Raw genomic sequence first — 26162 nt, forward strand, 5'->3', positions numbered from 1 at the left:
GCTCCCGATCACGGGTTGTGCCGGCGTCGCCGCGCCTGGCTAAGGTTGACGCATATGAGCCCGTCCACGAAGCTCACTCCAGCGAATGCAGCACCCTCTGAACCGGGTGCGCCGCGCCCGCGCGCCCTGGTGATCTCGGAGGCGTGGCTCGCCCTCGGCGACGGGGTCGCACCACTCAGCAACGGCTCCGGACGTCCGCTCGCACGTACGGTGAAGCTCATCCTCGAGCCGCTGATCATCCGCCCCGTGCAGAATCCGCAGCTCGCGGGATTCTCTCTCGCGCCGGATGCCGCGACCGAGCTGGCCGCGCGCATCGCATCCGCCGGCGACGATCTTCTGGCGACGGCGGAATGGTTCCTCGTGCTGAAGAGGGCCAGGCGCGTTCTGCGCATCACCGATGGCAACCCGCAGGAGAAGTACTTCCAACGGTGCTTCGAGCTGGCGCGCACCCTGGGCCGTCCCGCGGCCGCTACCGCCGACGAGACCGCGTCCGAGATCGTGTCGGAGATCGCGCACGCCGGCGGCGACGCTCTCATGAGTCGCATCCGCGCGCTGCTGCAGGATGCCGACGAGGTCGAACGTCTCGAGGGCGCGCTCGAAGAGGCGTGGAGGACGCGCCAGCGGCACGCGCCTGGACCGGACGCTCGAGAGATGCTCACCGCTGTGCTCGACGACTGCGGCGGTGCGCGCATTCCCGAGCTCGATGAGCTGATGGGCTCACGCGCCGGCAGTGCGGCGGCGGCGCAGCTGGAATCCGCCGACGTCGCGCGCCGGCTCGGCCTCACTGAACTCGAGCGCCCGGCGGCTCCGGCGCTCGGTGCAACGGCGTCCAAGCGCGCGCTGCCCCGTCCGTTCGATCGATCGGTGTTCGAGCGTCTGTTCGCCGCGCTCTCGGGCGGCGCTCCGCTCGACACGGCCATCGGAGCGGACGAGGTCGTGGAGGACGAGATCGCACGCACGGCGAGCGCGTGGGAACTCGCGAACGAGCAGAGCCGCGTCGTCATGCTGCTGGGTGTGGAGGCCAGTCACGCGCTGGAGCCCACCGAGTTGCTGCATCCGACGAACGCCCATCGGCTTCTCAGCGGGCGGTGGGAGCGCGAGGCCTACGTGCGCCGCGCGCTGCGTCTGCCCGGTGAGCTGAGCGGGGTCCCTGAAGTTGTGCGCGATGACATCCGCACGGTTCGTCTGGGCTATCTGCGCAGGCTGTGGGTGCGCCTGCACGGACGCGAACTGCGCGACCAGCAGACGACCGGCGCCGAGCTGTGGGACACCCTCGACGGCGTGCTCCGCTCTGTCGTGATGGATCAGCGACAGCGGCTGAAACTCGCGATCGGCCGTGATGTGGAGGGCGTGGCATGAGCATCTGGATCCGCATCTCCGACGGCTCGGCGCTCATCTCGCACTCGGCACCGGCCGTCGAGCGCGCAGCCATCCGCACTGCGTTGGTCGAAGCGCGCGGGGCGCTTCTCTCATGGGATGCCGCCTCTGACGAGCGTTTTCCGGATGCGGAGATCCACGACCCCGTGCAGGCTCTGGCGTGGCTCGCCGAGATCTACGGCGTCGACATCGCCGCCGCTGTCCGCGCCGCTGTCGACGCTTCGCTGCCCCTGCCGCAGAACGCCGAGCTCGTCGATGCCGCGCGTCGTCTCGCGACTCTGAGCTGGGCGCGTCACTGGTGGCCGGCGGGGATCTACACCCCGGCGTTGAACGGTGCGATCCTCGCCGCCGAGACGGTGCTCGCCGCCCATGCTGTGGAGCACCTGCTCGATGACGAGGATGCCGTCGAACGCGCACTGCACGATGCGGCGGGTGCTCCATCCGCGCTCGCCATGGTGCCGCCGCGATTGCGAGCCGACGCCGCTTCCCTCGTGGACGCCCTCGCGTCCCTCGCCGACGACCATGGCGTCGTACTGGATCCCGCGGTGATCTCCCAGCCCGAGGGCTGCGCGCTCGCCGCCGGTGCGCGTACGCGACTCGACGACGGCATCGAGATCAGCCACGGCACGTCTCCGGTGCGCTGGGCCGACGTCCCCGCCCAGACCGTCGCGGCCGACAGCGACGCGCAGTGGTCGCTGCGACACGTCGATGGCGTCCCGCACCTGCACATATCGGTGCCCGCCGTCCCTGGTTCGTCGGCCGACCTCTGGGCCCGATTCGGCCCGGAATCGCTCGATATCGACGTCCCGCTGCACGGCGACGGCAACCTGTTCACCGGCCACGCCCGAGTCGCCGCATCCGTCGCCCTCCTGCCTCTCGATGACCGCACGCTCTGGGTGCGCGACCCGATCCTTGCGCCGGTGCCGGGCCCGCCCGAGGCCGAAGACGACCGCGATGCGGTGCGCGAGCACGCCGTCGCACGGCTGGATGATCCGCAGTCGAGCCTCGCGGAGCGGGCGGCGGCGGAATGACCGACCGCGACGATCCGCGCGCCATCCGGGGGCGGGTGCCGACCAGCGAGCCATGGATCCCGGTGCGCGATCTCAACAACGACGGCGCGAATCTGCTCAGTCGGGGCCTGCTCGACGAAGCGGCGCAGAAGCTGGGTGAGGCGGTTGCACGCACGGAGGGCAGCGACGAGATCGATGCTCGGGATCTGCGTTCACGGGCGCTGCTCAATCTCTCCGGGGTCCACGACCACCGTGCCGAGCTCGACGAGGCACTGCGCCTGGTGGATGAGGCGATGGCGGTCGGCACCGCGCTCATGGAACAGATCGGTGATGAACGCGGCACACGCACCGTGCTCGTGAACGCCATGGTCTCGCGCACGCAGATCCTCGCTCAGAGCGACCATCTGCCCGAGGCGCTCGCCCAGATCGACGAGGCGCTGGCGACGCTCGACGCGCATGAGGTCGTCCAGGGAGACCTCATGCGCTTCCAGGCCCACCATCTCCGGTCCTCGCTGCTGCTGTTCGTCGGTCGGTTGGAGGAGGCAGCGTCCGAGGCTCGGCGCGCACTGGATCTCGCCGTTCGCGTGGATCCGCGCCTCGCCTCGCACGCTTACCTCACCCTTGCGGCCGTCTCGCAGCGCACCGGCGACCTGGTCGCCGCGAACGAGTACATCGAGCTCGCACACGAGGTGCAGGGCGAGGACAGCGACGCCGTCACCCGGCAGATCACCCTGGAGAACCGCGCGAGAGCCGCGATGCAGCAGGGGCGGTACGACGATGCCGGTGAGCTGTTCCGGCAGGCGACCGTGCTCGCCCACGATGCCGGGCTCGTCACACGCGAGACCGCCAGTCGCATGGGTGTCGCGGCGGCCTATCTGCAGACCGGGAATCCGGCGCTGGCGGCGAAGGTTCTGCGCACGCTCATCACTGCGCTCGGAACCGATGGCGCGGTGCACGATCGGTTCGAGGCGTACAGTCACCTCGGTGATGCGGAGTCGAAGCGCGGCAAGTTCGTTCGGGCCGATGAGGCGTATCTCGCGGCCCGCGACCTGACGCGCTCCGCGTACGAACGCTGCCGCGTCGACCTTCGTCGGGCCGAGATGCAAGCGGAGTGGGCGAGTTTCACCCCACTGCCGGGCAAGCGCATGGCGCGGCTGCGCGCGGGGCTCGACATGGCGATCCCCGTCCTGCTGGCGACCGAAGCGCTGCGCGGCGACTTCGGGCCCGGAGCGATCCGCGAGCGCTGGAGCCTTCAGGTCGCGGCGCCCGCACGAGAGCTCGCGTTCCGGCTGGCGATGACGCTGGGCGATGGACAGGTGCTGTTCGAGTTGATCGAGAATGCCGCAGCGTCGGCGACCCTGCAGGCAGAGGCGATAGAAGCTCAGCTGACGAGCGAGGTGCCGGACGACGCGGCGGTGGCTCCCATCGTCGATCTGTTCGCCGATGAGGCGATCGACTCGGACATCGAGCTCCCCGCAGCCGCATCCGGATTCGCCGGGGCCGCGGCCTCGTCACCGCCGCTGCGCTTCGCCCCTCCGCCACGGGTGGTGGCGCAGCCCGGGGCCGAGCCCGCGCTTGAGAAGTGGATCCGCATCGCCGAGGCCGAATACGGCGTCGCCGTGCGCTCTGAGACGGTCGTCGCGGCGTGGTGAGAGGTCTGACTCCGAAGAACTGGCGCGAGGCGAAGCATCTCGGGCCCGCCGCCCAGAGGGTGCAGGTCGACGGATCCGCGGTGCTGGCCGACCTGCCGGACGATGTGCAGCCCGTCGCCCGGCTGCGCTACGTCGACGGCGAGGATCTGTTCGTCAGTTGGATCTGGGATCACCAGCTCGATTCGCCGCGTATGACGGCGATCGAAAGGCATCTGGTCGCACCCGCGCTCGAGGAGCTGGCACGAGCGTTGCCCACGCCGATGCCGGGAGAGACCGGAGAGCAGGCGCTGAAGCGGGCGCTGACCGACGGCGTCCTGCTCGATCTCGAACGCGAGCAGCGCCTCGCCGAGCTGCTCACCTCAGCGCTGATCCCTGGCTGGCTCGGGGTCGAGCTGAACGCCCTCGAGATCGCGGGAAGACGCCCGCACCTGCGCATCCAGCTGTCCCCGTCGACGGCCCAACTGCCGTGGGAGCTGATGAGCACCTCCAACGGCGAGCGCGGCATCGACATGGTCGACGCGTCTGTGCTGTTGCCGGCGTCGCTGCGCAACGATCCGTCGCGGGTGGTCTCACCCTGGCATCCCGAATCCCCCGTCGTTACGGTGCTGGACCCGGTCGTTCCCGGCTTCGCGGCGGCGAGCGAACTGGGCAGCGTGCTCGGGCCCGTCGACGCCGGCTCACCGCTGGCCGAGATGGTGCGCGATCTCGGAGGTCGCGTGCTCCCGTCGGTGGGCGCCCCCGAGTCCGCGTTCCGGCGTCGTGATGTGGGCCGGGTGGAGCTCGTCGAGGCTGTGCGGGATGCAGGGCGTCTGATGTACGTGGGACACGTCACCTCCTCCACTCATGCACTGGATGCGCGCATGCATCTGTCGGATCGGGCGGATGCGCCAGGGTCGACGTCTCCGACCGGACCGCATCGCCCGTATTCTGCGGCGGACATCGCTCTGGGAACGCCCGGCCTCGAGCCGCTGCGCGCACCGAACCGTGTCGCACTGGTCGCGTGCGACTCCGGGAGCGACATGCGCTTCGCGGAACCGACCGGGCTCGTGGCGGCGTTCACTTCGCGCGGTGCGGAGTACGTGACGGCGACCCGTTGGACGCTTCCTACGGATGCCGGTCTGCGCCGCTTCGTCTCGGCTCTCGGCGACCGGGCGGAAGGGACGCTGGCTGAGGCGATCATCGCGGTGAACGCCGCGCATGAGACTCCCGACCCGGTCGCGGCGCTGGGTGCGTGGCAACGTGAGAAGCGTCGCTTGTGGACCTCGACCGGCGATCTTCGCCACTCCCCCATCATCTGGGGGACTTTGACGACGTCATGGGCGCCAGCGCCCGTGTCGTTCTGAATCGCGCTTCGTCGGGAATGCGTGATCGGGAGGCCCGATGCGTTGACCCATCCTGAAGCCGTGGCGAACCCGCAGCGGCGGGTCTGGCAGGAGGCGGTGATCTTCATGGTGAGCGGTCGGCGGATGCGACGGCTGGAGCGGTTCGCGTTCGCATACGGGATGCATTTCGCGGTCGAGCCCGCGGGAGAGCGCCGCGCAGCGAGCTTCTTCGTGCGATCCGACCATCAGGATGCCGTCGCATGGTTCGGCGTTCCCGGGACGAGGGGGTTCGAGGTCGCGCAGCACATCGAACGAGTCGACATCGGCGGAGCGGACAACAAGGAGATGAAGACCCGCTGGACCTGGGCGGTGTTCACCCTGCGTCAATCCGGACGCATCGCCGACGCGACGGCGGCGGGAGTCTGGTCGATGCTGCCGCGCCGCTGGAGCGTCGAGGTCGTCGGATCAGAGTTGTTCCTGGTGACGACCAGGTACACGCTCCTCACGTCTCCTCGGCTGTGGCGGATGCTGCGCGAGGTGCAGCAGGTACTGCATCCGGTGCTCGCGCATCCCGCGCGCACGTCGTCCATGGCAGAGCGCGAACGGCGCGGTGTCGAGTGCGAGATCACTGCTCAGAACGGCGCTTCGGACGGCATACGGTCGGTGACGTCGTCGAAGGTGACATAGGTGGCGACGCCGGGTGGGCGATCGACGTAGATCCTGCCGGTGGGGCTGGTCCATTCCAGCACGCCACCGCCGAGTTGTCGGACTTTCCAGGGCGTCTGATGCTTCGTCACATGATGTCGGCGGCAGAAATCGGCCAGATTGGCGACGGTCGTCGCACCACCGTGCGCGTGATCGATCGTGTGATCGTCGTCGCACAGCCTTGCCACCAGTCGGCATCCGGGAAACCTGCAGCGCCGATCTCTGGCTCGCAGATACCGACGCATCTCGGACGAGGGACGATACCTGTCGACTCCGAGCACCATCCCCGACGCCGGATGCGTGAAGACACGATCGAAACCGGAAGCGTTGCCGACCAGGATCCGCGCGGTCGCAGGATCGACCGGGCCGACGCCCTCCAGATGCGCAGGAGAAGCGATCTCGTCGGCGTCGGTCAGACTCAACGCCGGGACCGTGATGTCGATATGCGCACGGATCTCTCCAAGCAACCCGTCCTCGGTCTCATGCCCGGTCGGGGTGCCCGTGAGGATCAGATCGGCGAGCAGATCGAACCGCAGCTGATTCATCGACCTCTCGTCCGCGAAATCGTCTGCCCCCGCATCCGCCGCACCACCACCGCACTCCTTCGCGAGCCGCGCGTTCTCCGCCTTGACCTTCAAGCCCATCTGCGTCGCCCTGTCGTGCATGCCGTTGACGATCGCGCTCGGTCCGAACAGGGTGAGTTCGCTCATGCCGTCGTCGCGCCCGCGCACCCACGCTCCGCGCTTCTCACGCGCTTCGCGATGCCGCTCGGTGAAAGACGTCTCCCGGAAGAGTTCGGCCGTCTGCACGGCGAACGGACGCAACCTGTTCGGGGACTCAGCCTCGGCGCGCGCGACCACCACCGCTTCGTAACGCGCCCTGTTCTCCGCATCCTCGATCTGCTCACCGGCATCCATGATGACCCGCACATGCGCCTGCGAGATGTGACCCGCGCCGAACGATGCCGCCGTCGCAGGGAAGCGCTCCTGAAGCATCGCGGCGGTCCCCATGTGGGACTCGATCGTGCGATCGCTCAACCGCAGCGCGGCACCGATCTCGGTCGCGATCGCGCGCTGCGACATCTCCCGCGAATCGACAGAGTCGAACGGCTCATCATCGGCGATGCGCGAGGCCGTCGCCAACAACGCCGACTTCGTCGCCATCAACTGATTGATCGTCTGGTCCACGGATGAGAGCGTCGTGACGACATCTTCGAGCAGTGCGTTCAGCACCGGTGAAGTCATCGTCGAAATGTTCATATATACATTGAACTACTGGCCTCAGACATTCGAACTGATGAGCGGGAAGTGTTGCTTTAAATCCGGGTCCAAGTCGCCGACATCGCTGGGCTCCGGCTCACTTACGATCGCCGCCGCGAAAGTCGTCGCTCGAACTTGGTGATGGTCGCCAACATCCCTATCGACTTGAGCCCATCATCCGGAACCCGATGAGGACAAGCGCTGCGGCGACCGCTGCAGCGCCGAACCCGAGAATCGCGAGGCCTCCGATCGACGCCGCTGTGAACGACCCCCATACGGTCATCACTGCGCCGGCGACGAGCAGGACACCGACGTAAGTGTTTGCGACAGCGGTAGAGTTCACGATCTCCACAGTAGCGATCCCGCGAATCGGACGGCGACGAGCAGCAGTCAGAGGACTGCGATGGGCCGTACTCTCGTCGTACCCATCGCGGCTCCCCTCCGACCCTTCCAGCATCACGATTCACGTGCTCTCCCGATCACAGGTTGCGATCGTGCTCGGCCGACGGACCGAATGTCCCACCCAGAGACGATGATGGAGGGATGAGCGATGTGCTCGAACGCTTCACCCCTGCCACACAGGACTGGTTCCGGGGTGCGTTCAGCGCGCCCACATCCGCACAGGCGGGAGCATGGGACGCGATCTCGGCCGGCAGGCACGCTCTCGTAGTCGCCCCGACCGGATCGGGAAAGACGCTCTCGGCGTTCCTCTGGGCGATCGACCGCGTCTTCCGCGAGCGGACGGAGGCTGGAGATGCAGCCCCCGCGAAGGGCACCGCCCGCACACGCATCCTCTACATCTCACCGCTCAAGGCCCTCGGCGTCGACGTCGAACGCAACCTGCGCTCTCCGCTCGTGGGAATCGGCCAGTCCGCGCGCCGACTGGGCATGGCAGCCCCGTCAGTGAGCGTCGGCGTCCGCTCCGGAGACACCACCTCGAGCGACCGACGCAAGCTCGTCTCCGACCCGCCCGACATCCTCATCACCACTCCCGAGTCCCTCTACCTGATGCTCACCAGCCGAGCGGGCGAGACCTTGCGCGACGTTCACACCGTCATCATCGACGAGGTGCACGCGGTCGCCGCGACCAAGCGCGGCGCACACCTGGCCGTGAGCCTGGAGAGACTGGATGCCCTCCGCCGAGCAGGCCGAGAAGACACGCCACCCGCACAGCGCATCGGCCTCTCCGCCACCGTCCGCCCGATCGACGAGGTGGCCCGCTTCCTCGGCGGATCCGAGCCGGTCGAGATCGTCGCCCCGAAGGCATCCAAGACGTTCGACCTCTCGGTCGTCGTGCCGATGGACGACATGACCAACCCGCCTCCCCCACCCGGAGCACCGCCCACGGGCGACGACCCCGCCGAATACACCGAGGTCACCGGATCCGTGTGGCCGCACGTCGAAGAGGCGATCGTCGACCGCATCCTCGAGAACAAGTCCACGATCGTCTTCTCCAACTCGCGTCGCCTCGCCGAGCGCCTCACCGGCCGGCTCAACGAGATCTACGCCGAGCGCATCGGCGTGCCCGTCCCGGAGCCGGCGGGACCGCCCGCCGCGATGATGGCCCAGGCCGGATCCACCGCGGGTGCGGACGCGGTGCTCGCCAAGGCGCACCACGGCTCCGTCTCGAAGGAGCAGCGCGCCCTCGTCGAGGAGGAGCTGAAATCCGGCATCCTGCGCTGCGTCGTCGCGACCAGCAGCCTCGAGCTCGGCATCGACATGGGAGCCGTCGACCTCGTCATCCAGGTAGAAGCGCCGCCGTCCGCGGCATCCGGCCTGCAGCGCGTCGGACGCGCAGGACACCAGGTCGGCGAGATCAGCCGCGCCGCGCTCTTCCCCAAGCACCGCGGCGACGTGCTGCACACCGCGATCGTCACCGAGCGGATGCTGGCGGGCAAGATCGAAGCCATCGCCGTGCCGCGCAACCCGCTCGACATCCTTGCGCAGCAGACCGTCGCCGCCTGCGCGCTGGCGCCGATCAGCGTCGAGGAATGGTTCGAGACCGTCAGACGCAGCGCACCCTTCCAATCGCTCCCCCGCTCCGCCTACGAGGCGACGCTCGACCTGCTCGCGGGCCGCTTCCCGTCCGACGAGTTCGCCGAGCTCCGCCCACGACTCATCTGGGATCGGGATGCCGGCACCCTCACCGGACGGCCCGGGGCGCAGCGCATCGCCGTCACCAGCGGCGGCACGATCCCCGACCGCGGCCTGTTCGGCGTGTTCGTCGCCGGCGAAGGCGCCGGTAGGCGCGTCGGCGAGCTCGACGAGGAGATGGTCTATGAATCCCGCGTCGGCGATGTGTTCACCCTCGGCACGACCAGCTGGCGGATCGCTGAGATCACCCACGACCGCGTCAACGTGCTGCCCGCGTACGGGCAGCCGGGTAAGGTTCCGTTCTGGCACGGCGACGGCATCGGCCGACCCTACGAACTCGGCGAGGCGCTGGGGAAGTTCTCCCGCGAGGTCTCTGCAGCTGCCCCCGAGAAGGCGGCGCAGCGCCTGATCGAAGCCGGCCTCGACGAACAGGCACGCACGAACCTCATGGCGCACCTCAGCGAACAGCGCGAGGCCACCGGCACGCTGCCGACGGACCGCACGCTCACGGTCGAACGCGGACGCGACGAAGTCGGCGACTGGCGCGTCATCCTGCACTCCCCCTACGGCATGAAGGTGCACGCGCCCTGGGCGCTCGCGATCAACGCGCGCATCAGGGAACGACTCGGGGTCGAGGGGTCGGCGGTCGCGAGCGACGACGGCATCATCGTGCGGGTTCCGGATGCCGACGCCGAGCCGCCCGGTGCAGAACTGTTCGTGTTCGACCCCGACGAACTCGAACACGTCGTCACCGAGGAGGTCGGCGGCTCAGCCCTGTTCGCCTCGAGATTCCGCGAGTGCGCGGCGCGCGCTCTGCTGATGCCGCGCATGAACCCGAACAAGCGCACGCCCCTGTGGCAGCAGCGCCAGCGCTCGGCGCAGCTGCTCGAGGTCGCACGGCGCCACCCCACGTTCCCGGTCATCCTCGAGACGCTGCGCGAAGTGCTGCAGGACGTCTACGACCTCCCATCGCTGCGCCGGCTCACGAACGCCATCGCCGAGCGGAAGGTGCGCCTGGTCGAGACGGAACCCGCACAGCCGTCGCCGTACGCGCGCGATCTGCTGTTCGGCTACGTCGGCGCGTTCATGTACGAGGGCGACTCCCCGCTCGCCGAGCGTCGCGCGGCCGCGCTGTCGGTCGATCCGGCGCTCCTCGGCGAGCTCCTCGGCACCGTCGAACTGCGCGAGCTGCTCGACCCCGACGTACTCGCCCAGTGGGAGCGCGAGGCGCAGCGGCTCGACCCCGAACGCCGCGTACGCGGGCTCGAGGGCGTCGCCGACCTGCTGCGGATGCTGGGACCGCTCGACGCGGAAGAAGTGGCGGCCCGTCTCGAAGACGAGAGCGGCACAGCGCAACAGCACCTCGACGACCTCGTCACCGCCCGGCGGGCGATCCCCGTCACGATCGCCGGCACCGTCCGCGTGGCCGCGATCGAAGACGCCGGGCGACTGCGCGACGCGCTGGGTGTGGCCCTGCCCACCGGCATCCCGGTCGCCTTCCTCGAGCCGTTCACCGATCCACTCGGCGACCTCGTCGCCCGCTTCGCACGCACGCACGGCCCGTTCACGACGGATGCCGTATCGGGCCGCTTCGGCATCGGCTCCGCCGTCGCGCGCCACACGCTGCAACGCCTCGAGAACGCCGGCCGCCTCACCAGCGGGTACTTCCTGCCGGAAGCGGCGGGAAGCGGATCGGAGATCGAATGGTGCGACACCGAGGTGCTGCGCCGCCTGCGGATGCGGTCGCTCGCGGCCATCCGCGGCAGCGTCGAACCGGTCCCGCCAGAGGCGTACGCCAGGTTCCTTCCCGAATGGCAGCACCTCGGCCGCCCTCTGGAAGGGCTCGACGGCGTCGTATCGGCGATCGAGCAGTTCGCCGGCGTGCCGATCCCTGCGAGCGCATGGGAATCGCTGATCCTCCCGTCCCGAGTCCGCGACTACACACCTGCCCTGCTCGACGAGCTCACCGCGAGCGGAGAGGTCATCTGGTCGGGCCACGGCACGCTGCCCGGTCGCGACGGGTGGGTGTCGCTGCATCCCGCCGACCTCGCACCGTTCACCCTGCCCGAACCGGAGGACGAGGTCGCTCCCGACTCCCTCGAAGCCCGGCTGCTCGACGCCCTGAGCGCCGGAGGCGCGTACTTCGCGATGCAGCTGCGTGAGATGACCGGTGCCGAGAACGAGCAGTCGGTGCTCGAGGCCCTGTGGAACCTCACGTGGTCGAGCCGGGTCACCAACGACACGTTCGCGCCGATCCGATCGCTGCTCGCCGGCGGATCGCAGGCGCACCGGGTGACCCGCCGTGCGCCTCGCACGCGCACCTACCGCGGCATGTCGCTCTCGCGCACACCCGCCCGACCGACGGCCGTCGGCGGTCGATGGTCACTGCTCCCGTCGGCCGAGACGGATGCCGCGCGCCGCGCCACCGTGAGCGCAGGACTGCTGCTCGACCGGTACGGCGTCGTCACGCGCGGCGCCGTGCAGGCCGAGGGACTGCCCGGCGGATTCGCCCAGGCGTACCGGGTGCTCGCGGGGTTCGAGGAGGCAGGGCACTGCCGACGCGGATATGTCATCGAGAAGCTCGGCGCCGCGCAGTTCGCCGCCTCCGCCACGGTCGACCGCCTCCGCACGTTCGCGGCGCTGGCCGACCCGCCGCCCCGCAGGGCGGTCACCCTCGCCGCGACCGACCCCGCCAATCCGTACGGAGCCGCGCTCGCCTGGCCGCGCCGCGAGGGCGTGTCGCACCGCCCCGGCCGCAAGGCAGGTGGCCTGGTCGTGCTCGTCGACGGGTCGCTCGTGCTCTACCTCGAGCGCGGCGGACGCACCGTACTCGCGTTCGACGACGATCCGGAGCTGCTGCGTGCCGCGGCATCCGATCTCGTCTCAACATCGCGCGCCCGTCGCCTCGAGACGCTCACCGTCGAGAAGATCAACGGCGAGGCGATCTACGGCACCGACTTCGCGATGGCCCTGCAGGAGGCCGGATTCGTGGCCACCCCGCGCGGCTTCTCGCTGCGCAAGGCGATCTAGCGCCCGTACGATATAGCCATGATCCGCGAGTTCTTCACCGGCGTCAGGATCCTCGGACGAGGATTCGGGATGTGGCGCACGCATCCGAAGCTGCTCGCGCTCGGCCTCGTCCCCGCAGTCATCGCATTCCTGCTTCTCGCAGCCGCACTGATCCCCCTCGCGCTCACACTCGGATCGATCACCGACTGGATCACGCCGTTCGCCGACGGCTGGGTCAGCCCATGGCGGGAAGTGCTGCGCTTCAGCCTCGGCGCCGTCCTCCTCATCGCTGCGCTCGCGCTCGCCGGCGCCGTGTTCACCGCCCTCACCCTGACGATCGGCGACCCCTTCTACCAGCGCATCTGGCGCGGCATCGAACGCTCGCTCGGCGGCCCGGAGCCGGCCGGCGACACCGGAATGCTCACGACGATCGGCGAGGGCATCCGCCTGGTCGTCCTCGGCATCCTGGTCGCGCTGCTCACCCTCGTGATCGGCTTCATCCCCGTCGTCGGCGGCGTGCTCGCCTCGGTCATCGGTGTGATCCTGTCGGGGCGCCTGGTCGCACGCGAGCTCACCGGCCGCGCCTTCGACGCACGTGGCCTCACCACCCTCTCACGCTCAGAACTGCTCGGTTCCGGCCGGGCCCGAGTCATCGGGTTCGGCGTCGCGACGCAGCTGTGCTTCCTCGTCCCACTCGGCGCCATCGTCACGATGCCGGCCGCCGTGGCAGGATCCACCATCCTCGCGCGGTCGCTCACCGAGCGCGCGGCACCGTCACATGCCTGAAGGCGACACCGTCTTCCGCACCGCCCTGCGACTCGACGAAGCGCTGGCGGGCAGAACCACGACCCGCTTCGACCTGCGCGTTCCCGCCTTCGCCACCGCCGACCTGACCGGCGACACCGTGCACGGCTGCGCCGCGCGGGGCAAGCACCTGCTGCTGCGCATCGGTGAGATGACCTTGCATTCCCATCTGCGCATGGACGGCGCATGGCTCCTATACCGACCAGGCGAGAAGTGGCGGCATCCGGACTTCAAAGTGCGCGCGATCGTCGGCACTGCGGTACACGAAGCCGTCGGCGTCGACATCGCCGAGGTCGAACTGCTACCCACCTCCGCCGAGGAGCAGCTCCTCGCCCACCTCGGCCCCGATCCCCTCGCAGACGACTGGGATCCTGCAGAGGCGGCACGGCGTCTCGGCGCCGATCAGCGCAGCATCCACGTCGCCCTGCTCGATCAGCGCAATGTCGCGGGCTTCGGCAACGAGTACGCCGCCGAGCTGCTGTTCCTCCGCGGAATCCTGCCGACCACGCCCTCACTCGACGTCGACGTCCCCGCCCTCCTCGACCTCGGTGCACGCACGATCCGCGCCAACCGTCTGCGGGTGAACCGGACCTTCACCGGCGTCGATCGCCCTGGACGGAGCACCTGGGTCTACGGCCGCGCGAACCGGCCGTGTCGGCGGTGCGGGACGCGCATCCTCCGCGGCGCCCAGGGTGCGGATCCCACCCGTGAACGCATCACGTTCTGGTGCCCGAACTGCCAGCGCTGAAGCGGTGGCGGGTTCAGGGAACCGCCATCCCCGTTCGGGAATGAATCCGCCCCTCTCGTGGTTGTTCATATATCCGGAGATGTCCGGACACGGGAGGAATCTTGGGTAAGAACTACATCGATATCGAAGACGACCAGGGCAAGGCGCTGCGTTATCGCAAGCACGTCAACGGTCGCGGCCTCGTCGCGCATGGCGCGAAGGTGCACCCGAAGGCTGTTGTCGAAGCCGGCGCCTATATCGAACCAGGAGCGCGCATCGGCGCGGGAGCGAAGGTCGCCCGCGGTGCGTGGGTCGAACCGGATGCCGTGATCGGTGACAACGCGTACATCGACGCGCACGCGCACATCGGACAGGGCGCAGCCGTCGGAGACGGCGCACACATCGGTGTGCGCACCGAGATCGGCGCCGGCGCACGCATCGCCCGCGGTGCCCGTATCGGCGCAGACGAGATCGTCGCCGCCGGTCTGCGGATCGCCACCGACCGCAAAGGGCTCTGGCTGGCGGCCTGAGCCCGCTCCCGCCTCAGCAGGCAGCGCTACTTCAGCGCGCGCCGGATGAGGATGGAGGCCGCTTCGACGATCACGACCATGCCGATGATCACGAGCACGTAGGCGAGCACTTCGTCGAAGTGGCGCCCCTGCAGTGCGTTGAGCAGCAGGAATCCGATACCGCCTGCCCCGACGATGCCGAGCAGGGTCGCTGAGCGGATGTTCTGCTCGAGCAGGTACATCAGATGGCTGACGAGAGCCGGCACCGACATCGGCACGGTGGAGGAGAAGAACACCTGCGCACGGGTGCCCCCCGCTGCGGCCAGTGCACGCTCGGGGCCGTTGGGCACCTCCTCCATCGAATCGCCGATGAGCTTCGCGAGCAGCCCGACACCGCCGATGCCGAGAGCCAGCGCACCGGCCTGCGGACCGATGCCCGCGGCGATGATGAACAGGATCGCGACGACGAGGTCGGGGATCGCACGGATGACGAGGGCGATGCCGCGGAACAGGTTGCGCACCGTGCTGTTGGGCGCCACGTTCCGCGCCGACAGAGGCCCGACGACGGCCGAGATGATCGTCGCCATCAGCGTCGCGGCGAAAGCGATCTGGATGGTCGTCACGACCGCTGCGAGCACATCCGACCAGTCCCTGCTGCCGAAGTGCGGCGGCCAGATCGCACGGTCGCGCGTGGGGTCCACGATCTCGTTCCATGCCGGCGCGAACATCTTGGTGACATCGGGCGCGGTGTAGAGGAACGCTCCGACGACCGCGGCGACGCCGAGCCAGATCCACAGAGTGTTACCGACTCGGGTGCGATCCCACGGGCGGTGCATGGCCGCCTCGATCCTCGTGTGGCGATCCTGCGTCGTCGCCGACTGGGCGGCTGCGGCCTCACCGGCGCGTGCGCTCCTGCGCGCGACCGCGCGGGCCACGGTGTCACCGACGCTCTTGCCGGTCGGCCTGACGTTCAGGAGTCGGGTGCGCAGCAGTGACGAGACGATCTCGAACAGTACGCAGAGCACGATGATGATCACGACGAGCGGGATGACGCGGCGCATGCCTGCCGGCCCGCCGTGCAGTGCGTCATCCAGTTCGTAGCCGATGCCGACGACACCCACGACGCCCAGGATGACCGTGCCGCGGAGGTTGATGTCTGCACGGTGCAGCGTCACCGCGACCCATGCAGGCAGCACCTGCGGAACGATGCCCGACCAGAACTGCTGCGCCTTCGTGCCGCCGGCGGAGCGGATCGCGAGGCGCGGGCCCTCGTCGATCTGCTCGATCGCGTCGGCGAACATCTTCGAGATCATGCCGACCGAGTGGATTCCGATCGCCACGATCGCGGGAAGCGTCCCTGAGTTGAACCACAGGAAGGCGAGCACGACCACGAACACGACATCGGGAATCGCGCGGGCGACGACACCGATCCCGCGGCACAGCGCCATGACGGCGGTGTTGGGGGTCGTGTTGCGCGCCGCCCCGTATGCGACCGGGATGGAGAGCACGGCCGCGAGCGCCGTACCCGCGATGACCAGCGCGAGGGTGATGACGATCGTGAGGAACATCTCCCAGATCGGCTCGAAGCCGACCCACGTCGTGACGAAGACCTTCTCGCCACCGCCCCGGACCTCGGCCGTGACATCCCATCCCGGCCACTGCATCGGCGTCGCCATGCTGAGGAACCTGGAGAGATTGGCACCGGTGGTCTCGAGGCTCTTCAGGCTGTAGTCGAGTCCGATGAACGACCAGACGCCCAGGCCGAGAATGGCGATGATGACGCCGTACGAGACAACCGAAGACAGCCGCGGGGCGGGGCGCGGAAGCCGCGATATGCGATCGGCGAGGGCTGCGGGGCGCTCTGCGAGGGTGGTCACGCCGGTTCCTCGTTCGCGAAGTCCTCTGCGAGACGCTCGCGAGCCGCGGAGCGCTGGATCTCCTGCGCGAGAACCTGCTCGCGCGCCTCGGCGAGCTCGCTCTCGAGCGCTGCGATCTCGCTCGTGCTGGTGGCGACGCGCCCGTAGATCTCCATGACCTCTTCGCGGGTCAGATCGTCGGTGCGGGTGTCGAGCACGACGCTCCCTGCACGGAGGCCGATGATGCGGTCCGCCCAGCTCAACGCGAGATCGACCTGGTGCAGCGAGCAGATGACCGTGAGCGAGCGCTCGGCGGCGATCTCCCGGATGAGCGACATCACCTGGCTGCTCGACTCCGGGTCGAGCGAGGCGACCGGCTCGTCAGCGAGCAGGATCTCCGGATCCTGCATGAGGGCACGGGCGATCGCCACGCGCTGCTGCTGCCCGCCGGAGAGGTTGTCGGCGCGCTGGTAGGCGAAATCGAGCAGTCCGACGCGGTCGAGATGACCGAGCGCCTTCTCGCGCATGCGGCGGGGGTAGCTCAGGCTGCCGACCCGCGGGCCGCGAAGGGTGGACAGGCCGCCGGTGAGCACGTTCTCGATCACCGTCAGAGCGCCGACCAGCTCGAACTGCTGGAAGATGAAGCCGATCCGCCCGCGCAGGGCGCGAAGCGCCGGGCCCCGCAGTTCCGGCACGGCCTGGCCGAGGGAGACCACCGAGCCGGTCGACGGCGTCTCCAGTCCGTTGACGTGGCGCAGCAAGGTCGACTTGCCGGAGCCGGAGAGGCCGAGCAGGACGACGATCTCGCCCGGGACGACGGACAGCGACACCCCCTCCAGAGCCGGACCGGCGGCTCCTGGATATGTCTTCCCCAGATCGGTGATCCGGACTGCGGGGGCGTCGCTGTTCGTCATGTCATCTCTCCTACGGTGCGTGCGAGTGGGCTGAACGGGTCAGGCCTGGCAGGCCTCGACCTCGTCGGCGATCTCGGTGCACAGGGTGCGGATGAGGTCGTAGTACGCGTCGTCGACCGCACCGAAGCCGAACCAGCCCTCGGTGAGGAACTCGTTGAGCTCGACACCCGCGTCGGTCAGGTCGGACTGCGTGCTGTCGGCGAGCGCCTCGACGAGCTGGTCCTGGACGTCCTGGGGCAGCGCGGCCTGCATCACGATCGGAGCAGCGGGAACCTGAACGCGGGTGACCTCTTCGAGCTCACCCGACTCGATCAGCGGGTCGGCGTCGATGTCCTGTGCGAAGCCGACCTGGCAGTCGGTGCCCTCGGCGACCTTCTTGGCGTTGAGGTCGTGCTCCTCACCGAACAGGCGGTTGTCGTCGGCGACCGTGACGCCGGCCTCGAGCAGTCCGCCCATCGGAACGGCGAACCCGGAGGTCGACGTCGGGTTCACGAAGCACACGGGCTGATCGGCGAAGTCCTCGAGCGAGGTCACGTCGGTGGCTGCCGGGTTCTTGACGGCGACGGAGAAGTAGCCGGGCTCGGCACCCTCCTGAGTGATCTGCGCGCCGATCGGAATGATGTCCGCGCCGGCGTTCTGCGACTGGAAGTAGGTGAAGGCCGAGATCTGCGCGATGTCGATCTGGTCGGCTGCGAGGCCCTGCACGACGGCGGTGTAGTCGGTGGCCTGGAAGAGCTCGACCTTCTTGCCCGTGATCTCGGCGATCCAGTCGGCGATCGGCTGGGCGTCCTGGTCTGCGCCCTCGTGGTCGGGAAGCACGGCGAAGACGAGCGTCTCCGAGTCGCCCGATGCGAACGTGCCCTCGGATGCAGGTGCGTCGCCCTCCGTCTCGGAGGACGCAGGTGTGGGAGCACAGGCGGCGAGGCCGAACGCGAGCGTGAGGCCGGCGGCGACGGCGAGGCCGCGCGTGAAGGTGGACTGCATGGGGTGGACCTTTCGGTGACAGTGCAGGGTGAGGATCGGCGGGACGGCCGACTGCGACAGTCAAGGCGCGGGATGAGACACCTGCGGATCGAGAACGCAAAGGTCGTGTGAACGAGAAATGAATTCGCTGTGGCGCAGCGGCCCGTGGCGCACGGGTAGCCTGAATCCATGGCGAGACAACGCGGACGCGGAGGCGCGGCGAAGCGTCCCTCGACGGGGAGAGCCCCTGCGCGCACACCGGCGCCGTCGCGGAAGCCCGGCGCATCCGCCAAGAAGGTCGTCTTCGACACTCCACGCGTCGTGGAGGAGACGCGGAGCTTCCGCCTCGGCGCCGTCCCCGGAGCCACACCGGGCAAGTGGATCGACACGTGGAAGCAGCGCATGCCGCAGGTCGCCCTGGAGCTCGTGCCGATCGAGGCGGATTCGCAGCGCTCCGCGATCGACGAGCTCGATGCCGCCCTCATCCGCCTTCCGTTGAATGACGACACGCTCCACATCGTCGCGCTCTACGATGAGATCCCCGTGGTCGTGGCGTCCGCGGAATCGCATCTGCTGGCCGTCGACGAGCTCGACCCGGCAGATCTCGAGGGCGAGGTGCTCATCACCCCGCTCGACGACGTGCTCGGCCCCCTCGACATCCCCGGCGTCCTGGCGCCGGCATTCCCTCCGCTCGCGACCACGGCCGACGCGATCGCCACCGCCGCCACGGGCGTCGGGATCGTGATCGTGCCGATGTCCCTGGCCAGGCTGCATCAGCGCAAGGACGTCGGCCACCGGCCCCTGCGTGGAGGCCCGACCTCGACGGTCGCCCTCGCGTGGCCCAGGGAGCGCACGACGGCAGACGTCGACGCATTCGTCGGCATCGTCCGCGGGCGCACCGCCAACTCCTCGCGCTGAGCGAAGGTAGGTTATCGTCATGGCTTCGCTTCTCTACGTCTGCGTGCGGCCGGAACGCGGAGCGGCCGACGCCGAGCACGTCTCGTTCCAGCGAGGGCTCGCCGTCCCGGAGCTGGACCAGTTCGATCTGCTCTCCGGCCCGCTCCCCGATGATGTGCTCGCGCGCCACGACGGCTTCGTCATCGGCGGCTCGCCGTTCAACGTGACGGATGCCGTGAAGTCGCCGCTGCAGCAGCGCATCGAGTCCGACCTCGAACGCATCGCCGCTCGCGCGCTCGAGAACGACGCCGCCGCCCTGTTCACCTGCTTCGGCATCGGTGTGGTCACTCGGATGCTGGGCGGCGCGCTGACCCTCGCCCATCCCGAGGCCACCCGCTCGACCGGGATCAGGACGACGGATGCCGGGGCCGCCGACCCCGTCTTCGGTCCCAGCGCCCCGGCGCTGAACGTGTTCACGGCTCACAAGGAGAGCGCAGCGGCCGTCCCGCCCGATGCCGTGCTGCTCGCGACGAACGACGACTGCCCCGTGCAGGCGTACCGCGTGGGCACGCAGTTGTATGCGACGCAGTTCCACCCTGAGCCGAGCCCGCGCGACTTCGCCGACCGCATGACCTTCTACCGCGGCAACGGATACTTCGACCCAGAGGCCTTCGACGCCGTGGAAGCAGAGATCCTCGCCGCCCAGGGTGTGGGCGGCGAGGACCTGCTGCGCAGGTTCGCTGAGAACTTCGCCTGAGCGAGAGGCGCTAGGCGACGGCGTGCACCGCCGACTCCACGACCAGTGCGTCGTCATCGGCGTCCACGCGCACGATGCCACCGTCCTCGAGGCTACCTGCGACCAGCAGGTCCGCGATGCGGTCGTCCACCTCGCGCTGGATCAGCCGGCGCAGCGGACGGGCACCGAACTCGGGCTCGTAGCCGTGCTCGCCGAGCCATGCGACTGCGGCATCCGACACGTCCAGGCGCATGTCGCGCTCCGCGAGACGTGCCGAGGTCGCCGCCAGCATGAGACGCACGATGCGCGCCAGCTCATCCTTGGTGAGCTTCTGGAACAGCACGATCTCGTCGATGCGGTTGAGGAACTCCGGCCGCATCGCCTCGCGCAGCTTGCCCATCACCCGGTCGCGCAGGTCCTTCATCGACGAGAAGCCGTTCGCCGAAGCATCCTGCGATGACACGAAGCCGAGCGCCCCGGAGCGCGAAGCGAGGAACTCGCTGCCGACGTTAGAGGTCATCACGATCACCGTGTTGCGGAAGTCGACCGTGCGGCCCTGACCGTCGGTGAGACGCCCGTCGTCGAGCACCTGCAGCAGCAGGTTGAACACGTCGGGGTGCGCCTTCTCGATCTCGTCGAACAGCACGATCGAGTACGGGTTGCGCCGCACGCGCTCGGTGAGCTGACCCGCCTCGTCGTAACCGACGTATCCCGGAGGGGCACCGACGAGACGCGACACGGTGTGCCGCTCGCCGAACTCGCTCATGTCGAAGCGGATCACGGCGTTCTCGTCGTCGAAGAGCCGGTCGGCCAGCGCCTTGGCCAGCTCGGTCTTGCCGACGCCGGTGGGCCCGAGGAAGAGGAACGAGCCGACGGGGCGACGTGCATCACCCATTCCGGTGCGGCTGCGCCGGACGGCGCGCGCCACTGCGGTCACGGCGTCCTCCTGACCGATCACCCGCGCGTGCAGGTCGTTCTCCAGGTCGCCCAGGCGTTCGCGCTCGCCTTCGGTGAGGCGGCTGGCGGGGATGCCGGTGGCTCGCGCGATCACCTCGGCGATCTCGCGCTCATCGACGACCGCCGGTGCGCCGGCGTGCTCGCCGGAGGTCACCGCGTCGATCCGTGCCTGAGTCCGGACGATCTCGTCACGCAGGCGCGACGCCTCCTCGTAGTGCTCGGCGCTGACTGCGGCGTTCTTCCGGGACTCGAGATCAGCGAGCTCCGTCATGAGCGCAGACGTGTCGGCGGGCAGGCCGAGCTTCAGGCGCAACCGGGCGCCGGCCTGGTCGATCAGGTCGATCGCCTTGTCCGGCAGCACGCGGTCCGGCAGGTAGCGGGCACTCATCGTCACGGCTGCACGCAGCGCTGCATCCGTGTAGGTCACCCGGTGGTGGTCCTGGTAGGCGTCCGCCAGCCCCTCGAGGATGAGCACGGCGTCGTCGATGCTCGGTTCGTCGACCTTCACCGGCTGGAAACGGCGCTCCAGCGCAGGGTCCTTCTCGATCTGGCGGTACTCCTTGAGCGTCGTCGCGCCGACCATGTGCAGGTCGCCGCGTGCGAGACGGGGCTTCAGGATGTTGCCCGCGTCCATGCCGCCCTCGCCGGATCCGCCGGCACCCACGACCGTGTGCGCCTCGTCGATGAACACGATGACCTCGTCCTTGTGCGCGGCGATCTCGTCCATCGTCTTGGTCAGACGCTCCTCGAAGTCACCGCGGTAGCGGGTACCGGCGAGCATGGCCGGCAGATCGAGCGCGATGACCCTGCGTCCCTCGAGCTGGGCGGGGACAGTGCCGTCGACGATCGCCTGCGCGATGCCGTCGACGATCGCGGTCTTTCCGACACCGGCCTCGCCGATCAGAACAGGGTTGTTCTTCGTGCGGCGGCTGAGGATCTCGATGGTCTGCTCGATCTCATCGCTGCGACCGATCACGGGGTCGAGCTCGCCGGCACGCGCCCGCGCGGTCAGGTCGATGCCGTACTTGTCGAGCATGGTGGAACCGGATGCCGCAGCTCCCGCGTCGGGGGCATCAGCGCCGACCGGCGCATCGACGTGCTCGCGCGCGGCGTCGGTGAGCGCATCGGCCGTCACACCCATCTGCGCGAGCACCTGGCCCGCCGGGACATCCTGTCCGAGCACGAGGGCGAAGAAGACGTGCGCGGGCTCGATGTACGTCGCACCGGACGAACGGGCCACCTGATAGGCGTGGAACAGCGCGCGACTGGCGCTCGGCGTGATCGTCGCCGCATCGGCCTCGGCGCGGGGACCGGGGGCGGGCAGCCGCGTCTCGACCGCGTCGACGATCTGCTGCGGTGTCACGCCGATGCGCTCGATCGCCTGCGCGACGGTGGCGTCCTCGACGATCGCGCGCAGCACGTGCAGCGCGTCGAGCTCGGTCTGGCCGCGTTCGAGCGCGAGACGGCCGGCGTTCTGCAGGATCTCCTGCGTGCGCGCGGTGAGGAATCGGCTGAGGTCGATCGACCGGGTCTGCCGGGCTCGCTCGCCTGCCAGATAGCGGGCGAGGAACTCATCGAACGAGTTCGCGCCGTTGTCGCTGAAGTCGTTGGGCATTGCGTTCTCCTAAAGTTGAGCGTGCTTCACTCAACTTCAACGCACGACGTATCGGAGTATTCCCGGTGTCTCAGATCCCGCGCATCAGATCGATCCGCTCACGCAGATAGGCCTCGAGCGGCATGTACGCGCCGGCCCCCGACCACCGCACGGACGGCACGCCGTCGCGCAGTGCGAGCGGCCCGGACGCCTCGCCGGCATCCACAGCATCCGCATCGATGACCGACCAGCTGACATGGACGACCTCGCCCTCGCCGAACCCGCCCCTCAAGGCCAGCTGTCGACGCGCCGCCCTCGCCCTCGCCGACTCGGCCGTGTACCCGCGGCACCCCTGGTCGGCGGCGCGCAGCACCTCAGCGGTCGCGAGCACACCGGTGTCGGTGAGCAGCAGCACTCCGACGTGCCACGCCTCCCCCACGCGCACGATCCGCTCACCGCGCCAGCGCGAGGAGCGCTCCTCGCCGAGCCCCTCTTTCGGTATCCCCACCAGCGACGTTCGCGCGGCATGCAGGATCTCGGTCGTCGTCGTCACAGTTCCCCCTGCGGCAGCATCTGCTCCTCGGCATCCAGTCGCTCCCGGTCGCCGCGCAGGATCATCGCGACGAGCGGATAGACCAGCACCGACAACATGCCTGCTCCGACCAGCGCGGCCGCGATCGCGGGATCGAGGACGCCCTCGTCCACGCCGATCGCCGTGACGGCGACGATGATGGGCAGGCCGGTCGCCGCGAGCATCCCGAGCGCAGTGCGTTCGCGCAGACCCGCCCCGCGTGAAGCCGAGATCTGGGCAGCGGCACCGCGGATCACGAGCAGCGAGATCAGGAACAGCGGCACCAGTGAGAGCGCGAGCGGAGAGGAGGCGAGCCGGCCGAGGTCGAATGTGACGCCGGTGTACAGGAAGAAGATCGGCACCAGGAATCCGAACGCGATCGCCTCGAGCTTGCTCTCCACTGCCGCGGCATCCGGCTCCGGTGCGCGGGCCATGATGATGCGCCACACGGCGCCCGCGACGAAGGCGCCCAGCAGCATGTCCAGGTCGAACAGCACGCTGAGCCCGACCAGCCCCGCGATGAGCATCAGCACGAACCGCACCCCGAACTGGTCGGACGTGTGCAGAGTGGCGGCGACGAACGTGTGCAGCCTGCCGTGCGGTGCGCGACGCGCGATGAGGATCACGAGTGCGGCGAGCACGACGAACATGAGCAGGATCGCCGCAGCGACCGGTGGGCGGCGTGTGCTGAGGAAGACCGAGATCGCGATCAGCGGCAGGAACTCGCCCGCCGCACCGATCGCGGTGACGATCTTCCCGAACGGCGAGTCCAGTTCGCGCGCATCGCGCAGGATCGGCATCAGGGTGCCCAGCGCGGTCGAGCTCAGCGCGATCCCGATCACGATCATGCCCTCGCCCGGTGCGATCAGGAATCCGACGCCGACGCCCAGCGCCAGGCCGAGCAGCCACCCGAGCGAGGCCCGCACGAGCGGCCGACCGGCGATCGCCCGGAAGTCGATCTCACTGCCCGCCATGAAGAACAGCATCGCCAGCCCGAGGTCGCTGAGCTTGTCGAGCACCTCCCCCGGTGCGACCCAGCCGAGCACGGCCGGCCCGACGATGATGCCGAGCACCAGTTCGAAGACGATGATCGGCACCCTCAGCACAGGGCGGACACCGCGAGCCAGCAAGGGAGCGGCCACCGCGAGCAGCGGCAGCAGCACAAGCCCGATCTCGCTCGCAGTCACCCGCTCAGAGTATCGACACCGTGCCCTTCCTCATGCGGATTCGTCACCGCGGGCGCACACACGAGAGAATCTACGAACACCCTGCAAGGAGCATCCATGTCCCAGACCGACACCGCACGCCTGCTCATCGCCTGCGATGACCAGCCCGGAATCGTCGCCGCCGTCGCCGGCGTCCTCGCCGAGCACGGCGCGAACATCGTCTCGCTCGATCAGCACTCGACGGATGTCGGACGTTTCTTCCAGCGCACGGTCATCCAGCTGGCGGGCCTCGCCGCCGCGCGTCCTGCGCTCGAGGCCTCGATCGAGAAGGTCGCAGGGCGGTTCGGGATGGAGTGGTCCCTGCACGACGTCGCCAAGCGCAAGCGCGTGGCGATCTTCGTATCCAAGTACGACCACTGCCTGATGGAGCTCCTCTGGCGCACGCAGCGCGGCCAGCTCGACATCGACATCACGATGGTGATCTCCAACCACCCCGATCTCGCCGAATCGGTGCGCACGTTCGGGGTGCCGTTCGTGCACATCCCTTCCACCGACAAGGCCGCGATGGAGCAGCGTCAGCTCGACCTCCTGCAGGGCAACGTCGACCTCGTGGTGCTCGCACGCTACATGCAGATCCTCACCGACGACTTCATCGAGAACGTCGGGGCGCCGATCATCAACATCCACCACTCGTTCCTGCCGGCGTTCATCGGCGCGAACCCGTACGCACGGGCGAAGGAGCGCGGCGTGAAGCTCATCGGCGCCACGGCGCACTACGCGACGGTCGACCTCGACGAGGGACCGATCATCGAGCAGGACGTCACGCGCGCCTCGCACTCGGACTCGGCCGCCGATCTGCAGAGCCGCGGCGCCGACGTCGAGCGCCAGGTCCTCGCCCGCGCCGTGCAGTGGCACGCAGAGGACCGCGTGATCGTGCACGGGCGCTCGACCGTCATCCTCTAGGTCGACCGCCCCGCGCGGGCAGCCCCGAGATGAGCTCTTCGAACACCTCGACCGCGTCATCGAACCGGGCGAGAGGCGCGGCCTGCCCGAGCCACAGCGACTGCAGCTCTCCGAGGTTCTGCTGCCCCGCCGCGGCACGGAACTTGCCCGTGAGCCAGTTCTGCATCGGGAACGGCGCGATCGTGCCGCTGGCCTCGATCGCCCTCACAGCGCGGTTGCGTGCACCGCGGGCCAGACGGCCGCTCATCGCCCTGGTCAGCACGCTGGCGTCGGCGGCGGTCTCGCGAATGGCCACCCGGTGCGCGTCGGTCGCGGCCGACTGCGTCGTGCGCAGGAACGCCGTGCCGACCTGCACCCCCTGCGCGCCGAGCGCGAATGCCGCGGCCACTCCACGCCGGTCCGCGATGGCGCCGGCAGCGATCACCGGCACGGACACGGCGTCCACCACCTGCGGCACGAGCGCGAAGGTGCCGACCAGCGACTCCTCGGCCGAACGCAGGAACGAGACACGATGCCCGGCCGCCTCGGAGCCCGAGGCGATGATCGCATCGACTCCACCGGCATCCAGCGCGATCGCCTCTGCGACCGTCGTCGCGGTGCCGACGACGCGGATGCCGCGGGTGTGCGCCTGTTCGACGATCTCGGCCGACGGCACTCCGAACACCACGCTCAGCACCGCGGGAGCGGCATCCCAGATCGCTCCGAGCTGCTCGTCGAGGGGCGGCAGATACGCCTCGGGGCGTGCGGGGACGTCGACGCCCACCGCCTCGTAGAACGGCTCGAGCGCCTGCGCGAACACCGTGTGCTGCGGGCCCGGTTCGACCTCGTCACCGGTGGGCAACCAGATGTTGAGCGCGAACGGCTGATCCGTCGCCTCCCGCATCGCCGCCGCCGTGGAACGGATGCGGTCGCCGTCGTATCCGTAGAGCCCGTAGGCACCCAGACCGCCCGCGTCGCTCACCGCGGCGGCCAGCGCGACGGACGACAATCCACCGAACGGTCCCAGAAGGATCGGATGCCGTACGCCGAGGATCTCGCTCAGTTCGCTCATGCCTCCGAGGCTACGCCCGCTGCGGG

At 69.2% G+C, this 26162-nt stretch carries 21 protein-coding genes; 12 read left to right on the plus strand and 9 right to left on the minus strand.

What is annotated here, in order from left to right:
• The first annotated feature begins 54 nt into the window (after positions 1-54).
• From ACYVG2_RS10280 to ACYVG2_RS10300, 5 genes are read left to right on the plus strand one after another with little or no spacing between them, the layout of a single operon-like run.
• Complete coding sequence (locus ACYVG2_RS10280) at positions 55-1359, plus strand: hypothetical protein (RefSeq protein ID WP_460780877.1); 1305 nt, start codon at positions 55-57, stop codon at positions 1357-1359.
• Positions 1356-2408, plus strand: coding sequence for a hypothetical protein (locus tag ACYVG2_RS10285; RefSeq protein WP_460780878.1), 1053 nt, complete (start codon positions 1356-1358; stop codon positions 2406-2408). Before ACYVG2_RS10280 ends, ACYVG2_RS10285 begins: the two co-directional genes overlap by 4 nt.
• Positions 2405-4039, plus strand: a complete 1635-nt coding sequence (locus tag ACYVG2_RS10290) for a tetratricopeptide repeat protein (protein ID WP_460780879.1) — start codon at positions 2405-2407, stop codon at positions 4037-4039. The genes ACYVG2_RS10285 and ACYVG2_RS10290 overlap by 4 nt, the downstream gene beginning before the upstream one ends.
• Positions 4033-5382, plus strand: a complete 1350-nt coding sequence (locus tag ACYVG2_RS10295; RefSeq protein WP_460780880.1) for a CHAT domain-containing protein — start codon at positions 4033-4035, stop codon at positions 5380-5382. Before ACYVG2_RS10290 ends, ACYVG2_RS10295 begins: the two co-directional genes overlap by 7 nt.
• A gap of 42 nt (positions 5383-5424) precedes the next feature.
• Entirely contained in the window at positions 5425-6048 is a 624-nt protein-coding gene (locus tag ACYVG2_RS10300; protein ID WP_460780881.1) for a hypothetical protein, read from the plus strand.
• On the opposite strand, the gene ACYVG2_RS10305 is transcribed toward ACYVG2_RS10300, so the two are convergent.
• Both ACYVG2_RS10305 and ACYVG2_RS10310 read right to left on the minus strand, forming a co-directional pair.
• Entirely contained in the window at positions 5994-7325 is a 1332-nt protein-coding gene (locus ACYVG2_RS10305; RefSeq protein WP_460780882.1) for an HNH endonuclease signature motif containing protein, read from the minus strand. The two genes, ACYVG2_RS10300 and ACYVG2_RS10305, sit on opposite strands and share 55 nt — an antisense overlap.
• Positions 7326-7482: 157 nt before the next feature.
• Entirely contained in the window at positions 7483-7668 is a 186-nt protein-coding gene (locus ACYVG2_RS10310; RefSeq protein ID WP_460780883.1) for a hypothetical protein, read from the minus strand.
• Between the two features lie 200 nt (positions 7669-7868).
• On the opposite strand from ACYVG2_RS10310, the gene ACYVG2_RS10315 reads away from it, so the two are divergent.
• The 4 genes from ACYVG2_RS10315 (at position 7869) to ACYVG2_RS10330 (ending at position 14489) form a co-directional block, all read left to right on the plus strand.
• The gene (locus tag ACYVG2_RS10315) at positions 7869-12449 is read left to right on the plus strand and encodes an ATP-dependent helicase (protein WP_460780884.1); all 4581 of its coding nucleotides are present in this window, start codon (positions 7869-7871) and stop codon (positions 12447-12449) included.
• Between the two features lie 18 nt (positions 12450-12467).
• Positions 12468-13214, plus strand: coding sequence for an EI24 domain-containing protein (locus ACYVG2_RS10320; protein WP_448967287.1), 747 nt, complete (start codon positions 12468-12470; stop codon positions 13212-13214).
• Positions 13207-13980 carry a DNA-formamidopyrimidine glycosylase family protein gene (locus ACYVG2_RS10325; protein WP_460780886.1) on the plus strand — a complete coding sequence of 258 codons (774 nt, stop codon included), beginning with the start codon at positions 13207-13209 and terminating at the stop codon, positions 13978-13980. The genes ACYVG2_RS10320 and ACYVG2_RS10325 overlap by 8 nt, the downstream gene beginning before the upstream one ends.
• Before the next feature lie 101 nt (positions 13981-14081).
• Positions 14082-14489 carry a transferase gene (locus tag ACYVG2_RS10330; RefSeq protein ID WP_448967289.1) on the plus strand — a complete coding sequence of 136 codons (408 nt, stop codon included), beginning with the start codon at positions 14082-14084 and terminating at the stop codon, positions 14487-14489.
• Between the two features lie 26 nt (positions 14490-14515).
• On the opposite strand, the gene ACYVG2_RS10335 is transcribed toward ACYVG2_RS10330, so the two are convergent.
• From ACYVG2_RS10335 to ACYVG2_RS10345, 3 genes are read right to left on the minus strand one after another with little or no spacing between them, the layout of a single operon-like run.
• Complete coding sequence (locus tag ACYVG2_RS10335) at positions 14516-16345, minus strand: PhnE/PtxC family ABC transporter permease (protein ID WP_460780887.1); 1830 nt, start codon at positions 16343-16345, stop codon at positions 14516-14518.
• Entirely contained in the window at positions 16342-17238 is an 897-nt protein-coding gene (gene phnC / locus ACYVG2_RS10340) for a phosphonate ABC transporter ATP-binding protein (RefSeq protein ID WP_448967291.1), read from the minus strand. The genes ACYVG2_RS10335 and phnC overlap by 4 nt, the downstream gene beginning before the upstream one ends.
• 39 nt (positions 17239-17277) lie before the next feature.
• A complete protein-coding gene (locus tag ACYVG2_RS10345; protein ID WP_460780888.1) occupies positions 17278-18222 on the minus strand; it encodes a PhnD/SsuA/transferrin family substrate-binding protein in 945 nt (314 codons plus the stop codon).
• 168 nt (positions 18223-18390) lie between these two features.
• Between ACYVG2_RS10345 and ACYVG2_RS10350 the strand changes: the two genes are divergently transcribed.
• Together ACYVG2_RS10350 and ACYVG2_RS10355 are read left to right on the plus strand one after the other, a co-directional pair.
• Positions 18391-19119: a LysR substrate-binding domain-containing protein gene (locus ACYVG2_RS10350; RefSeq protein WP_460780889.1), complete on the plus strand. Its 729-nt coding sequence runs from the start codon at positions 18391-18393 to the stop codon at positions 19117-19119.
• A 19-nt stretch (positions 19120-19138) separates the two neighbouring features.
• Complete coding sequence (locus ACYVG2_RS10355) at positions 19139-19855, plus strand: glutamine amidotransferase-related protein (RefSeq protein ID WP_460780890.1); 717 nt, start codon at positions 19139-19141, stop codon at positions 19853-19855.
• Positions 19856-19865: 10 nt separating this feature from the next.
• Here the strand turns inward: ACYVG2_RS10355 and ACYVG2_RS10360 are convergent, their stop codons facing one another.
• The 3 genes from ACYVG2_RS10360 to ACYVG2_RS10370 form a co-directional block, all read right to left on the minus strand.
• The gene (locus tag ACYVG2_RS10360; RefSeq protein ID WP_460780892.1) at positions 19866-22406 is read right to left on the minus strand and encodes an ATP-dependent Clp protease ATP-binding subunit; all 2541 of its coding nucleotides are present in this window, start codon (positions 22404-22406) and stop codon (positions 19866-19868) included.
• Between the two features lie 70 nt (positions 22407-22476).
• On the minus strand, positions 22477-22938 hold the full coding sequence (locus ACYVG2_RS10365; RefSeq protein ID WP_460780893.1) for a glutaminase: 462 nt from the start codon (positions 22936-22938) through the stop codon (positions 22477-22479).
• On the minus strand, positions 22935-24143 hold the full coding sequence (locus ACYVG2_RS10370; protein WP_460780894.1) for a cation:proton antiporter: 1209 nt from the start codon (positions 24141-24143) through the stop codon (positions 22935-22937). Before ACYVG2_RS10370 ends, ACYVG2_RS10365 begins: the two co-directional genes overlap by 4 nt.
• Before the next feature lie 96 nt (positions 24144-24239).
• Here ACYVG2_RS10370 and purU point away from each other — a divergent pair, with 96 nt between their 5' ends.
• Positions 24240-25085, plus strand: a complete 846-nt coding sequence (gene purU, locus ACYVG2_RS10375) for a formyltetrahydrofolate deformylase (protein WP_460780895.1) — start codon at positions 24240-24242, stop codon at positions 25083-25085.
• Here the strand turns inward: purU and ACYVG2_RS10380 are convergent.
• Positions 25075-26136, minus strand: a complete 1062-nt coding sequence (locus ACYVG2_RS10380; protein ID WP_460780896.1) for an NAD(P)H-dependent flavin oxidoreductase — start codon at positions 26134-26136, stop codon at positions 25075-25077. The genes purU and ACYVG2_RS10380 overlap by 11 nt on opposite strands.
• Positions 26137-26162 lie beyond the last annotated feature (26 nt).

The sequence above is a fragment of the Microbacterium shaanxiense genome (assembly GCF_054779995.1).

What these genes read in the sequence shown, in the direction of transcription:
- ACYVG2_RS10380 (WP_460780896.1), bottom strand. Translation starts at nt 26,136, where the DNA reads ATGAGCGAACTGAGCGAGATCCTCGGCGTACGGCATCCGATCCTTCTG.
- ACYVG2_RS10290 (WP_460780879.1), top strand. Translation starts at nt 2,405, where the DNA reads ATGACCGACCGCGACGATCCGCGCGCCATCCGGGGGCGGGTGCCGACC.
- ACYVG2_RS10320 (WP_448967287.1), top strand. Translation starts at nt 12,468, where the DNA reads ATGATCCGCGAGTTCTTCACCGGCGTCAGGATCCTCGGACGAGGATTC.
- ACYVG2_RS10280 (WP_460780877.1), top strand. Translation starts at nt 55, where the DNA reads ATGAGCCCGTCCACGAAGCTCACTCCAGCGAATGCAGCACCCTCTGAA.
- phnC (WP_448967291.1), bottom strand. Translation starts at nt 17,238, where the DNA reads ATGACGAACAGCGACGCCCCCGCAGTCCGGATCACCGATCTGGGGAAG.
- ACYVG2_RS10350 (WP_460780889.1), top strand. Translation starts at nt 18,391, where the DNA reads ATGGCGAGACAACGCGGACGCGGAGGCGCGGCGAAGCGTCCCTCGACG.
- ACYVG2_RS10315 (WP_460780884.1), top strand. Translation starts at nt 7,869, where the DNA reads ATGAGCGATGTGCTCGAACGCTTCACCCCTGCCACACAGGACTGGTTC.
- ACYVG2_RS10360 (WP_460780892.1), bottom strand. Translation starts at nt 22,406, where the DNA reads ATGCCCAACGACTTCAGCGACAACGGCGCGAACTCGTTCGATGAGTTC.
- purU (WP_460780895.1), top strand. Translation starts at nt 24,240, where the DNA reads ATGTCCCAGACCGACACCGCACGCCTGCTCATCGCCTGCGATGACCAG.
- ACYVG2_RS10285 (WP_460780878.1), top strand. Translation starts at nt 1,356, where the DNA reads ATGAGCATCTGGATCCGCATCTCCGACGGCTCGGCGCTCATCTCGCAC.
- ACYVG2_RS10355 (WP_460780890.1), top strand. Translation starts at nt 19,139, where the DNA reads ATGGCTTCGCTTCTCTACGTCTGCGTGCGGCCGGAACGCGGAGCGGCC.
- ACYVG2_RS10345 (WP_460780888.1), bottom strand. Translation starts at nt 18,222, where the DNA reads ATGCAGTCCACCTTCACGCGCGGCCTCGCCGTCGCCGCCGGCCTCACG.
- ACYVG2_RS10325 (WP_460780886.1), top strand. Translation starts at nt 13,207, where the DNA reads ATGCCTGAAGGCGACACCGTCTTCCGCACCGCCCTGCGACTCGACGAA.
- ACYVG2_RS10305 (WP_460780882.1), bottom strand. Translation starts at nt 7,325, where the DNA reads ATGAACATTTCGACGATGACTTCACCGGTGCTGAACGCACTGCTCGAA.